Raw genomic sequence first — 11,483 nt, 5'->3', positions numbered from 1 at the left:
GGCGCCGGCGGCGCCGGTCCGATGGCCCGCCCTCAGCGGTAGGGCGCATCCATTGCGATATTGCGGGCGATCTCGCGCTCCCAGCGGTCTCCGTTTTCGAGAAGTCTCGCCTTGTCGAAATAGAGCTCTTCGCGGGTTTCGGTCGAAAACTCGAAGTTCGGGCCTTCGACGATCGCGTCGACCGGACATGCCTCCTGGCAGAAGCCGCAATAGATGCACTTCACCATGTCGATGTCGTAGCGCACCGTGCGGCGGGTGCCGTCATTGCGGCGCGGTCCGGCTTCGATGGTGATCGCCTGGGCAGGACAGATCGCTTCGCAGAGCTTGCAGGCGATGCAGCGCTCCTCACCGTTAGGATAACGGCGAAGCGCATGCTCGCCGCGGAAGCGCGGAGAGACCGGGCCCTTTTCGAAGGGATAGTTGATCGTGGCCTTCTGCTTGAAGAAGTAGCGCATCGACAGGAAGAAAGCGCCGACGAACTCTTTCAGAAACAGCGAACTGACGGCTTGCGAAAGACTTGCCATCCTTATTCTCCAATGATGCCGAAACCGGGACCGGTCATGGTTATGCCCATCCCATCAGTTTCAGCACGAATGCGGTGATGATGACCATGGCGAGCGAGATCGGAAGGAAGACCTTCCAGCCGAGACGCATGAGCTGGTCATAGCGGTAGCGCGGTACGAAGGCCTTCACCATGGCGAACATGAAGAAAACCATGGACGCCTTCAGGACGAACCAGATGATGCCGGGAACCCAGTTCAGGAACCAGACGTCGACCGGCGGCAGCCATCCGCCGAGGAAGAGGATCGTCGTCAGCGAGCAGATCAGCAGGATCGCGGCATATTCGCCGAGCATCAGCATCATGTACGGCGCGGAGGAATATTCCACCATGTAGCCGGCGACGAGCTCCGATTCCGCTTCCGGAAGATCGAAGGGCGGACGGTTGGTTTCGGCCAGTCCCGAGATGAAGAAGATCACGAACATCGGGAAGAGCGACAGCCAGTGCCAGTCCAGGAAGGAGTTCGGCAGGCCGACCATGGTGCCGAGACCATCGCGCTGGGCATAGACGATATCGGTGAGGTTCAGCGAGCCGACGCAAAGCAGGACGGTGACGATGACGAAGCCGATCGAGACTTCGTAGGACACCATCTGCGCGGCGGAGCGCAGCGCGCCGAGGAACGGATATTTCGAGTTCGACGCCCAGCCCGACATGATGACGCCGTAGACTTCGAGCGAGGAGATCGCGAAGACATAGAGGATGCCGACATTGATATTGGCGATCACCCAGTTGTCGTTCAGCGGAATGACCGCCCAGGCGGCTAGCGCAAGCGTCACCGAGACCAGCGGAGCGATCAGGAAGACGCCCTTGTTAGCGCCCGACGGAATGATCGGCTCCTTGAAGACGAACTTCAAAAGGTCGGCGAAGGACTGGAACAGGCCGAAGGGACCGACGACGTTCGGGCCGCGGCGAAGCTGCACGGCAGCCCAGATCTTGCGGTCGGCCAGCAGGATGTAAGCAATGAAGACCAAGAGGCAGACGAGGAGCAGCAGGGACTGTCCGATCATGACGATCGCCGGCCAAGCATAGGTCGAGAAGAATGAATCCATGGTCCTGTTACTCCGCCGCTGCCTTGAAGTTGTTACGGGCCAGAGCCGAGCATTCGGCCATGACCGCGGAGGCGCGGGCGATTGGGTTCGTCAAATAGAAGTCTTTGATCGGAGACGCAAACGCAGACTTCGTCATCTCACCGGCTTTTTGCCCGAGTGCGGCGATTTCGTTCACGTCACCGGCCGCGATCTCATCAAGCGCGGCGAAATGCGGATAGGCTTCATAGAGCTTCGCCCGCAGCGCGGAGAGCGAATCGAACGGCAGTTTCTTGCCGAGCACGTCGGAAAGTGCGCGCAGGATCGCCCAGTCCTCTCGAGCCTCGCCCGGTGCGAAACCGGCGCGGTTGCCCATCTGCGGGCGGCCTTCGGTGTTGACCCAGGTGCCGGACTTCTCCGTATAGGCTGCGCCGGGCAAGATGACATCGGCGTTATGAGCGCCCGCATCGCCGTGGCTGCCGATATAGACGGTAAACTTGGCGTGCTTGGTCGAGAACTCCATTTCGTCCGCACCGAGCAGGAAGAGTACGTCCATCGAGCGCAGCATGGTCGCCGCATTGGCTCCCTTCGGACCCGGCACGAAGCCGAGATCGAGGCCACCGACGCGGGAGGCCGCGGTGTGAAGCACGGCAAAGCCGTTCCACTCGTCGGTGAGCGCGCCCACAGAGCCGGCGAGCTGGGCGGCGGCCGCCAGGATGGCTGCGCCATCCTGGCGGGCAAGAGCCCCCTGCCCCACGATGATCATCGGGTTCTTGGCGTTGCGCAGCGTATCGACGAAGCTGTGCTTGCCGGATGCGAGATCGGCAAGCGTCTCCGGGCCGGCGCCGAGATAGTCGTAGACGTAACGCAGCTCGCTGACTTCGCCGATGACGCCGATCGGGAAATTGCCTCGGCGCCAGCGCTTGCGGATGCGGGCGTTGAGGACCGCGGCCTCAAGGCGCGGATTGGCGCCGACGATCAGCAGAGCGCCAGCATTTTCAATGCCCTGGATGGTCGGGTTGAAGATGTAGCTTGAACGGCCGAGCGACGGATTGAGCGCCGTCCCGTCCTGGCGACAGTCGAGATTTTCCGATCCGAGCGAGCGGATCAGTTCCTTGAGCGCGTACATTTCCTCGACGGAAGCGAGATCGCCGGCGATCGCACCGATCCTCTCGCCGGAAGTCGCCGAAATGGCGGTCTTGATGGCCGCAAAGGCTTCACCCCAGGTCGCAGCCTGCAGGCGTCCGTCGCGGCGCACATAGGGCCGGTCGAGACGCTGGGTCTTCAATCCATCCCAGATGAAGCGGGTCTTGTCGGAAATCCACTCCTCGTTGACCTCCTCGTTGACGCGCGGCATGACGCGCATGACTTCGCGTCCGCGGGTGTCGACACGGATCGCCGAACCGACGGCATCCATCACGTCGATCGATTCGGTCTTGTTCAGCTCCCAGGGACGGGCCGTGAAGGCGAACGGCCGCGAGGTCAGCGCGCCGACCGGGCAAAGATCGACGACATTGCCCTGCAGCTCGGAGGTCATGGCCTGTTCGAGATAGGTGGTGATTTCCGCATCCTCGCCACGACCGATGAGGCCGAGCTCGGAAATGCCGCCGACTTCCGTCGTGAAGCGGACGCAGCGCGTGCAGTGAATGCAGCGGTTCATCACCGTCTTGACGAGCGGGCCGATATACTTGTCCTCGACGGCGCGCTTGTTTTCCGTATAGCGCGAACTGTCGATGCCGAAGGCCATGGCCTGGTCCTGCAGGTCGCACTCACCGCCCTGGTCGCAGATCGGGCAATCCAGCGGATGATTGATGAGCAGGAATTCCATCACGCCTTCGCGGGCCTTCTTGACCATCGGCGTATTGGTGAAGACTTCCGGCAGCTCGCCGTTCGGTCCGCCGCGAACGTCGCGCACGCCCATGGCGCAGGACGCCGCCGGCTTCGGCGGTCCGCCCTTCACCTCGATGAGGCACATGCGGCAATTGCCCGCGACCGACAGACGCTCGTGAAAACAAAAGCGCGGAACCTCGGCACCGGCTTCCTCGCACGCCTGAAGCAGCGTGAAATGATCCGGGACTTCGATCTCCTTGCCGTCTACCTTCAGCTTAACCATCGTCTCACTTACGTCCTGTGTTCAATCGCGCGACCCTTGAGCCGCCGAAGTATTCCTATTGCATCAGCTTCTTTGCCTGGCCGATCCAATCGTCACGACCGATGCGGCCCTCGAAACCGAGCGTCTTGTCGAACCGGGCGACGTCCGCCTTGCTCCATCCGGCAATGTCGGCGAAGCGCCGGACGCCCATATCGTTCAGAACCTTTTCCAGCTTCGGGCCTATGCCGGAGATCAGTTTCAGATCATCCGCAGGACCGACAATCCCCGCGTCAGACCCTGTGGCGGGAACCGCTTTGCCCCTCGCCTGCCGCTTCGGGGCGGCCGTGGCCTTCGCAGCCTTTTCCGCAACCGGTTTTTCCGCCGACTTCGGTGTGGCCTTTACGCGCTGCACCGGCTTCGCTTCCTCCGGCGCGGCTTGTGGCGCTGCCGGCTTCCGCGCAGCGGCTGCATGGGCGCTTTCGTCACCGAAAGCCTTGTTCATCCGGTTCGCCGCTTCCATCGCCCCTTGCAGCATGCCAAAGAAAACCCCGGCGGCCTGCGTTGCGAGACCGAAGCCGATCGCCGTGGCAGCCGTCATGGCCGCCGCCGGATGCGACATGAGCGGATGAAGCGAAAAGGCTTCCGAGAAATCGGCCGGGCGCGCGGGATCGTGCGCCGGCATATCCGCCCTCGCCCTCACATCCCGATCTGCGCCCGTTATCGCCACGCTCTTACTCCGCTGCTTCCATCACCGCGCCGTGGGACGTGGCGTTGTGGGTGTATTGATCGATACGCGCCTCGATTTCCGGACGGAAATTGCGGATCAGGCCCTGGACCGGCCAGGCGGCCGCGTCGCCGAGCGCGCAGATGGTGTGGCCCTCGATCTGCTTGGAGACCTGGAGGAGCATGTCGATCTCGCGCTTCTGCGCATTGCCCTTCACCATGCGTTCCATGACACGCCACATCCAGCCGGTGCCTTCGCGACAGGGCGTGCACTGGCCGCAGCTCTCATGCTTGAAGAAGGCCGAGAGACGTGCGATCGCCTTGATGATGTCGGTGGACTTGTCCATGACGATGACGGCGGCGGTGCCGAAGGAGGACTTCACGTCGCGCATGCCGTCGAAGTCCATGATCGCATCGATCATGTCCTCGCCCTTGACGACGGGGCAGGACGCGCCGCCGGGGATGACACCGAGCAGGTTGTCCCAGCCGCCTCGGATACCGCCGGCATGCTTCTCGATCAGTTCGCGGAAGGGGATGCTCATGGCTTCCTCGACCGTGCAGGGCTTGTTCACGTGGCCCGAGATCATGAAAAGCTTGGTGCCGACATTGTTCGGGCGGCCGATCGAGGAGAACCAGCCGGCGCCACGGCGCAGAATGGTCGGCGCGACCGCGATCGATTCGACGTTGTTGACCGTCGTCGGGCAGCCGTAGAGGCCCATATTGGCCGGGAACGGCGGCTTCAGGCGCGGCTGGCCCTTCTTGCCCTCGAGGCTTTCCAGCAGCGCCGTCTCTTCGCCGCAGATATAGGCACCGGCGCCGTGATGGACGTAGATGTCGAAATCCCAGCCGTTCTTGTTGTTCCTGCCGAGAAGGCCGGCGTCATAGCACTCGTCGATCGCCGCCTGCAGCGCCTCGCGCTCGCGCATGTATTCGCCGCGCACATAGATGTAGGCGGTATGGGCGCCCATGGCGAAACCGGCGATCAAGCAGCCTTCGATCAGCGTATGCGGATCGTGGCGCATGATCTCGCGGTCCTTGCAGGTGCCCGGCTCGGATTCGTCGGCATTGACCACGAGGTAATGCGGGCGACCGTCGCTTTCCTTCGGCATGAAGGACCACTTGAGACCGGTCGGGAAGCCCGCGCCGCCGCGTCCGCGCAAGCCGGACGCCTTCATCTCGTTGATGATCCAGTCACGGCCCTTTTCGATGATGATCTTCGTACCATCCCAGTGGCCGCGGCTCATCGCGCCCTTGAGCGACTTGTCCTTGAGGCCGTAGATATTGGTAAAGATGCGATCCTGATCCTTGAGCATGTCTCACTCCTTACCGCGGCTTCTTGCCGAAGACACGAATGTATTCGGCCTCACCGCCCTTGGCGAGTGCCTTGGCCTGCTTGACCCAGTCGTCGCGCTCGATCCGGCCCTTGAAGTTCAGATAGGAATCGACCCATTCGCGCTCCGCCTTCTTCCAGGAGGCGACTTGCGCGAAGGTGAAGATGCCGAGTTCGTGCAGAATGCCCTCGATCTTCGGGCCGACGCCAGCGATCATCTTGAGGTCATCCACTTCCGCCGGGCGTTCGATGCCCTTCGGGCGGTTCTTGTCTTCCAGCGAGGGCTTGGCGGCCTTGGCAGCCTCGGGCTTTCCACCCGTCGCCGAGCCCGGCTTGGCCGGTGCGCCTTCCGCCGTGCTGCCGACCGCCTTCGGGTCCGGCACGCTCTTTGCGGTGGCGGAAAGCGGCTGCTTTTCCGCAGCCTTCACGTTGGCGGCCGCCGCCTTCGGGGCGGTTGCCGGGGTCTTCAGCTTGGGATCGGTTTCCGGAGCCCGGTCCTTCGGCCGTGCGGCCTCGGCGGGCGGAATAGGTGCTGCGTCGGCCGCAGGCTGCGGCTCGAGATTGGTGCGAACCGGCTTCACATCTTCGAGAAGGGTCAGCGCACCGCCTTCGGGAGCGGAGAAATACCGGTCGATCTGCGGACCGGGCTTGATCTCGTCACCCTTGCCTGCCTCGAACGCATCGATGATCTCTTCCAGCCGCTCGGGCGTCAGGTCCTCGTAGGCATCCTTGAAGATGATGACCATCGGTGCGTTGACGCAGGCGCCCTGACACTCGACCTCTTCCCAGGAAAGCGTGCCGTCGGCATTCAGCGCGAAGGGATCGTGATGGATCTTCTTCTGACAGACCTTCATCAGGTCCTCGGCGCCGCGCAGCATGCAGGGCGTCGTGCCGCAGACCTGGATATGGGCGCGGGTGCCGACCGGCTTCAGCTGGAACTGCGTGTAGAAGGTCGCGACTTCCAGCACGCGGATATAGGGCATGTCGAGCTTGGCGGCGACGTATTCGATCGCCGAGCGCGTCACCCAGCCGTCCTGTTCCTGCGCGCGCATCAGAAGCGGAATCACCGCCGATTGCTGACGGCCTTCCGGATACTTTCTGATGGTCGCCTCAGCCCAGGCGGCGTTCTCGTCATTGAAGGCGAACGCTGCCGGCTGAAACTGCTCTTCGGCTAATCGACGAACGGACATTCTTTCTCACGCCTTATCAGTTTAAGGTTCCGCACCGCGATTTCGTGACGGTGAGGAATTCGCAGGCATAGGCAGAATTGCCTTTCTGCATGAACACTATGAACTTGGTCGTACCGTTGGGTACGGCTGCCTTGATCTCAAATCCCTTCGACAGGAGGTCCGCAATGGTGGAGCCTCCCTTGATCGCATCCGGCGAGGCCCGCTCCTGCGCAAGCGCAGCGGAGGCGGCCAGCAGAGCAAATGCCGTCAGGATCGGTCGGCGCATCAGCGATCCACCTCACCGAACACGATATCGAGCGAGCCGAGAACCGCAGAAACGTCCGCAAGCTGGTGCCCACGACAGATGAAATCCATCGCCTGCAGATGGGCATAGCCCGGTGCGCGGATCTTGCAGCGGTAGGGCTTGTTGGTACCGTCGGAGACGAGATAGACGCCGAACTCCCCCTTCGGAGCCTCGACGGCCGCATAGGCCTCGCCGGCCGGCACGTGGTAGCCTTCGGTGTAGAGCTTGAAGTGATGGATGAGGGCTTCCATCGAACGCTTCATCTCGCCGCGCTTCGGCGGCACGACCTTGCCGTCGGTGGAGGAGAACGGCCCGCTCCTGGCATCGCCCAGCAGGCGGTTGACGCACTGCTTCATGATCTTCACGGATTCGCGCATCTCGATCATGCGGATCAGATAGCGATCGTAGCAGTCGCCGTTCTTGCCGATCGGAATATCGAAATCCAGCTCGGAATAGCATTCATAAGGCTGCGCACGGCGCAAATCCCATGCGGCACCCGAGCCGCGCACCATGACGCCGGAAAAGCCCCAAGCCCAGGCGTCCTCCAGCTTCACCACGCCGATATCGACGTTGCGCTGCTTGAAGATACGGTTGCCGGTCAAGAGATCGTCGATGTCGTCGAGCTTCGCCGGGAATTCGTCGCACCAGGTGCCGATATCCTCGACCAGTTCCGGAGGCAGGTCCTGATGCACGCCGCCCGGCCGGAAATAGGCCGCATGCATGCGCGCGCCGGAGGCCCGCTCGTAGAAGACCATGAGCTTCTCGCGCTCCTCGAAGCCCCAAAGCGGCGGGGTCAGCGCGCCGACGTCCATCGCCTGGGTCGTGACGTTCAGGAGATGCGAGAGGATGCGGCCGATTTCGGAAAACAGCACGCGGATGAGCTGGCCGCGGATCGGAATTTCGAGCCCGATCAGCCGCTCCACCGCGAGCGCGAAGGCGTGCTCCTGGTTCATCGGCGCGACGTAATCGAGGCGATCGAAATAGGGAACGGCCTGCAGATAGGTCTTCGTCTCGATCAGCTTCTCGGTGCCGCGGTGAAGCAGGCCGATGTGCGGATCGACCCGCTCGACGATTTCACCGTCCAGCTCCAGCACAAGCCGCAACACGCCGTGCGCGGCCGGATGCTGCGGTCCGAAGTTGATGTTGAAGTTGCGAACGTTGTGTTCAGTCATGTGCGGCGCGCTCCGCGCTTGTAGGAATTAGGCAATAGGCAGTAGGCAGTAGGCCTTTGCCCGTATTCAGTTCTCATTTCCATTTCGTCCATCCTGCAAACGACGGATAAGCGACCGCAACATCTTTCCAACTTCATCACCTAGAGACATCGCAGGCTGTATTTCAGCCAATCCAATGATCCCTACACGGGTCGACAATATCAAATGCGTTTCCAATTCCTTTAATGACCCCTGTGCGATTTTCAGGTGCTGCACGTAAGCGCCTGTAGCATCTCGTCCGTAGCCTTCAGCAATATTAGCAGCCACGGAAGCGGCTGATCGCCTAATTTGAGAAACGAGACCGTAGATTTCCTCTTTCGGAAATCTTCTGGTGAGCTCGTAACAGACCACCGCAAGGTCCATCGAACGTTGCCAGACCACGAGGTCCTGATAGGAATTTATCGCCGTTTGTTTACTCTCCTAAAACGATTGCCTACTGCCCACTGCCTATTGCCTGAGCTTTACTGTTTTGCCTTCTCATCCCCCGGCAGCACGTAATCCGTCCCTTCCCAGGGAGACAAGAAATCGAAACTGCGGAATTCCTGGCGCAACTCCACGGGTTCGTAGACCACCCGCTTTGCGGCATCGTCATAACGAACCTCGACGAAGCCGGTCGTCGGGAAGTCTTTGCGCAGCGGATGACCTTCGAAACCGTAATCCGTCAGGATACGGCGCAGGTCCGGATGGCCGGTGAACAGGATGCCGTAGAGGTCCCAGGCTTCGCGCTCGAACCAGTCGGCGCCCGGATAGACCGAGAAAGCGGAAGGAACCGGCTCGTCCTCGCCGGTCTCGACCTTTATGCGGATACGCAGGTTCTGGCGCGGCGAAAGCAGGTGATAGACCACGTCGAAACGCTTCTCGCGCGCCGGCCAGTCCACCCCGCAGATATCGATGAAGCTCACGAACCCGCACTGCACGTCGTCGCGCAGAAAGGTGAGCAGCGGCACGATATCGTCCGGCTCGGCCGTCAGCGTCAGCTCGCCATAGGCGATCACCGCATCCTTCACCAGTTCCGGACGCGTCTCGCGGATATAGGAGGAAAGCTCGTTCAGGGCTTCAGTCATTGCTTCGTCCTTCGCCCTCAGCGCTCGATCGTACCGGTCCGCCGGATCTTCTTCTGCAGCAGAAGCACTCCGTAGAGCAGCGCCTCCGCCGTGGGGGGACAGCCCGGAACATAGATATCGATCGGCACGACGCGGTCGCAGCCGCGCACGACCGAATAGGAGTAATGATAGTAACCGCCGCCGTTGGCGCAGGAACCCATGGAGATGACGTAACGCGGTTCCGGCATCTGGTCATAGACCTTGCGCAGCGCGGGCGCCATCTTGTTGGTCAGCGTGCCGGCGACGATCATGACGTCCGACTGGCGCGGCGAGGCGCGCGGCGCGAAGCCGAAGCGCTCGACATCATAGCGCGGCATGGAGAGCTGCATCATCTCGACCGCGCAGCAGGCGAGGCCGAAGGTCATCCACATCAGCGAACCGGTGCGGGCCCAGTTGATCAGCTCGTCGGTGGAGGTGACGAGAAAACCCTTGTCGGCGAGCTCGTTGTTGATCTCGCCGAAGTACGCGTCGTCGCTGCCGATAGGCTTGCCGGTGTTCGGATCGATGATCCCCTTGGGCTGCGGCGCGACCAGAGTGCTGCCGGTGTCGACTACGCCCATTCCAGCGCTCCTTTCTTCCATTCATAAATGAAGCCGACGGTCAGGACCGCCAGGAAAACCATCATGGACCAGAAGCCGAACCAGCCGATATCGCCGAAAGACACCGCCCAGGGAAACAGGAAGGCGACTTCGAGGTCGAAGATGATGAAAAGGATCGAGACGAGATAGAACCGGATGTCGAACTTCATGCGCGCGTCGTCGAAGGCGTTGAAGCCGCATTCATAAGCCGAGAGCTTTTCCGAATCGGGCGCCTTGTAGGCGACGGCGAAAGGCGCGATCAGAAGCGCCAGGCCGATCACCAGGGCGATGCCGATAAAGACCGCAATCGGGATATAGGAAGCGAGGAGTTCACTCATGGCATTCGATCCTTGCTGGCCAAAAGCACCGGGCGGCGCTCGATCAACAATGCGCGGGCCAAGCAAACGTGCATTGCAACACGCCGTGTGACTAGCGCAGGCGAAGCCCCGGTGCAAGACTTTTGAGCGCCCCTTGCCACGTCAAAATGGACCAGGCGCTCCACAATCACCAGAGGTTGATTGGGAAGCAAAATTGACGAGTGCCGCACAGCCTATGGCAGCAGGCCGGACTTCGCAATAGCCGGGCAAAAGTCCCGGACCGCCCGGCGACACGAGGAAAGCCTGCATGAAGATAAGGAGAATGGCGCGAGTGACGGGGCTCGAACCCGCGACCTCCGGCGTGACAGGCCGGCACTCTAACCGACTGAGCTACACCCGCGCACAATGCCGCTTGCGGCATTTTGACCGATCCCAAACAAGACCGGTCGACTTCGAGGAAGAGAATGGCGCGAGTGACGGGGCTCGAACCCGCGACCTCCGGCGTGACAGGCCGGCACTCTAACCGACTGAGCTACACCCGCGCACAATGCCGCTTGCGGCATTTTGACCGATCCCAAACAAGACCGGTCGACTTCGAGGAAGAGAATGGCGCGAGTGACGGGGCTCGAACCCGCGACCTCCGGCGTGACAGGCCGGCACTCTAACCGACTGAGCTACACCCGCGCACAATGCCGCTTGCGGCATTTTGACCGATCCCAAACAAGACCGGTCGACTTCGAGGAAGAGAATGGCGCGAGTGACGGGGCTCGAACCCGCGACCTCCGGCGTGACAGGCCGGCACTCTAACCGACTGAGCTACACCCGCGCACAATGCCGCTTGCGGCATTTTGACCGATCCCAAACAAGACCGGTCGACTTCGAGGAAGAGAATGGCGCGAGTGACGGGGCTCGAACCCGCGACCTCCGGCGTGACAGGCCGGCACTCTAACCGACTGAGCTACACCCGCGCACAATGCCGCTTGCGGCATTTTGACCGATCCCAAACAAGACCGGTCGACTTCGAGGAAGAGAATGGCGCGAGTGACGGGGCTCGAACCCGCGACCTCCGGCG

The 11,483-nt window shown here is 61.8% G+C and carries 12 protein-coding genes and 5 tRNA genes; all 17 read right to left on the bottom strand.

Annotation, left to right across the window (positions count from 1 at the left end):
- Nucleotides 1–32: 32 nt before the first annotated feature.
- On the bottom strand, nucleotides 33–524 hold the full coding sequence (nuoI, locus tag ACE04I_RS15845; protein ID WP_046792769.1) for an NADH-quinone oxidoreductase subunit NuoI: 492 nt from the start codon (nucleotides 522–524) through the stop codon (nucleotides 33–35).
- 40 nt (nucleotides 525–564) lie between these two features.
- Nucleotides 565–1,608: an NADH-quinone oxidoreductase subunit NuoH gene (nuoH, locus tag ACE04I_RS15840; RefSeq protein WP_046792770.1), complete on the bottom strand. Its 1,044-nt coding sequence runs from the start codon at nucleotides 1,606–1,608 to the stop codon at nucleotides 565–567.
- Between the two features lie 7 nt (nucleotides 1,609–1,615).
- Nucleotides 1,616–3,697 carry an NADH-quinone oxidoreductase subunit NuoG gene (gene nuoG, locus ACE04I_RS15835; RefSeq protein ID WP_046792771.1) on the bottom strand — a complete coding sequence of 694 codons (2,082 nt, stop codon included), beginning with the start codon at nucleotides 3,695–3,697 and terminating at the stop codon, nucleotides 1,616–1,618.
- Between the two features lie 55 nt (nucleotides 3,698–3,752).
- Entirely contained in the window at nucleotides 3,753–4,403 is a 651-nt protein-coding gene (locus ACE04I_RS15830) for a hypothetical protein (protein WP_082118221.1), read from the bottom strand.
- A gap of 4 nt (nucleotides 4,404–4,407) precedes the next feature.
- Entirely contained in the window at nucleotides 4,408–5,712 is a 1,305-nt protein-coding gene (gene nuoF, locus ACE04I_RS15825) for an NADH-quinone oxidoreductase subunit NuoF (RefSeq protein WP_046792773.1), read from the bottom strand.
- A gap of 10 nt (nucleotides 5,713–5,722) precedes the next feature.
- On the bottom strand, nucleotides 5,723–6,919 hold the full coding sequence (locus tag ACE04I_RS15820) for an NADH-quinone oxidoreductase subunit E (protein WP_046792774.1): 1,197 nt from the start codon (nucleotides 6,917–6,919) through the stop codon (nucleotides 5,723–5,725).
- Nucleotides 6,920–6,935: 16 nt separating this feature from the next.
- A complete protein-coding gene (locus ACE04I_RS15815; RefSeq protein ID WP_046792775.1) occupies nucleotides 6,936–7,184 on the bottom strand; it encodes a hypothetical protein in 249 nt (82 codons plus the stop codon).
- Nucleotides 7,184–8,374 carry an NADH-quinone oxidoreductase subunit D gene (locus ACE04I_RS15810; protein ID WP_046792776.1) on the bottom strand — a complete coding sequence of 397 codons (1,191 nt, stop codon included), beginning with the start codon at nucleotides 8,372–8,374 and terminating at the stop codon, nucleotides 7,184–7,186. Before ACE04I_RS15810 ends, ACE04I_RS15815 begins: the two co-directional genes overlap by 1 nt.
- A gap of 66 nt (nucleotides 8,375–8,440) precedes the next feature.
- The gene (locus ACE04I_RS15805) at nucleotides 8,441–8,815 is read right to left on the bottom strand and encodes a four helix bundle protein (RefSeq protein ID WP_280950038.1); all 375 of its coding nucleotides are present in this window, start codon (nucleotides 8,813–8,815) and stop codon (nucleotides 8,441–8,443) included.
- A gap of 59 nt (nucleotides 8,816–8,874) precedes the next feature.
- Nucleotides 8,875–9,477 carry an NADH-quinone oxidoreductase subunit C gene (locus ACE04I_RS15800; protein ID WP_046792777.1) on the bottom strand — a complete coding sequence of 201 codons (603 nt, stop codon included), beginning with the start codon at nucleotides 9,475–9,477 and terminating at the stop codon, nucleotides 8,875–8,877.
- Nucleotides 9,478–9,494: 17 nt separating this feature from the next.
- A complete protein-coding gene (locus ACE04I_RS15795; RefSeq protein ID WP_046792778.1) occupies nucleotides 9,495–10,076 on the bottom strand; it encodes a NuoB/complex I 20 kDa subunit family protein in 582 nt (193 codons plus the stop codon).
- Nucleotides 10,067–10,432: an NADH-quinone oxidoreductase subunit A gene (locus ACE04I_RS15790; protein WP_046792779.1), complete on the bottom strand. Its 366-nt coding sequence runs from the start codon at nucleotides 10,430–10,432 to the stop codon at nucleotides 10,067–10,069. Before ACE04I_RS15790 ends, ACE04I_RS15795 begins: the two co-directional genes overlap by 10 nt.
- Nucleotides 10,433–10,734: 302 nt before the next feature.
- Nucleotides 10,735–10,811 (bottom strand) — tRNA-Asp (locus tag ACE04I_RS15785).
- 65 nt (nucleotides 10,812–10,876) lie between these two features.
- Nucleotides 10,877–10,953, bottom strand: a tRNA-Asp gene (locus tag ACE04I_RS15780).
- Nucleotides 10,954–11,018: 65 nt separating this feature from the next.
- Nucleotides 11,019–11,095: transfer RNA gene (locus ACE04I_RS15775), tRNA-Asp, on the bottom strand.
- Nucleotides 11,096–11,160: 65 nt separating this feature from the next.
- Nucleotides 11,161–11,237, bottom strand: a tRNA-Asp gene (locus ACE04I_RS15770).
- Nucleotides 11,238–11,302: 65 nt separating this feature from the next.
- A tRNA-Asp gene (locus ACE04I_RS15765) sits at nucleotides 11,303–11,379 on the bottom strand.
- Nucleotides 11,380–11,483: the final 104 nt, after the last annotated feature.

The sequence above is a fragment of the Rhizobium moroccans genome, from assembly GCF_057559155.1.
Note: the sequence above shows the minus strand (reverse complement) of the source record. Positions and strands in the feature narration are given on the sequence as shown.

Coding starts and splice junctions, on each gene's coding strand:
- ACE04I_RS15795 (WP_046792778.1), bottom strand. CDS start 10,076: ATGGGCGTAGTCGACACCGGCAGCACTCTGGTCGCGCCGCAGCCCAAG.
- ACE04I_RS15800 (WP_046792777.1), bottom strand. CDS start 9,477: ATGACTGAAGCCCTGAACGAGCTTTCCTCCTATATCCGCGAGACGCGT.
- nuoG (WP_046792771.1), bottom strand. CDS start 3,697: ATGGTTAAGCTGAAGGTAGACGGCAAGGAGATCGAAGTCCCGGATCAT.
- nuoH (WP_046792770.1), bottom strand. CDS start 1,608: ATGGATTCATTCTTCTCGACCTATGCTTGGCCGGCGATCGTCATGATC.
- ACE04I_RS15815 (WP_046792775.1), bottom strand. CDS start 7,184: ATGCGCCGACCGATCCTGACGGCATTTGCTCTGCTGGCCGCCTCCGCT.
- ACE04I_RS15790 (WP_046792779.1), bottom strand. CDS start 10,432: ATGAGTGAACTCCTCGCTTCCTATATCCCGATTGCGGTCTTTATCGGC.
- ACE04I_RS15820 (WP_046792774.1), bottom strand. CDS start 6,919: ATGTCCGTTCGTCGATTAGCCGAAGAGCAGTTTCAGCCGGCAGCGTTC.
- ACE04I_RS15810 (WP_046792776.1), bottom strand. CDS start 8,374: ATGACTGAACACAACGTTCGCAACTTCAACATCAACTTCGGACCGCAG.
- nuoI (WP_046792769.1), bottom strand. CDS start 524: ATGGCAAGTCTTTCGCAAGCCGTCAGTTCGCTGTTTCTGAAAGAGTTC.
- nuoF (WP_046792773.1), bottom strand. CDS start 5,712: ATGCTCAAGGATCAGGATCGCATCTTTACCAATATCTACGGCCTCAAG.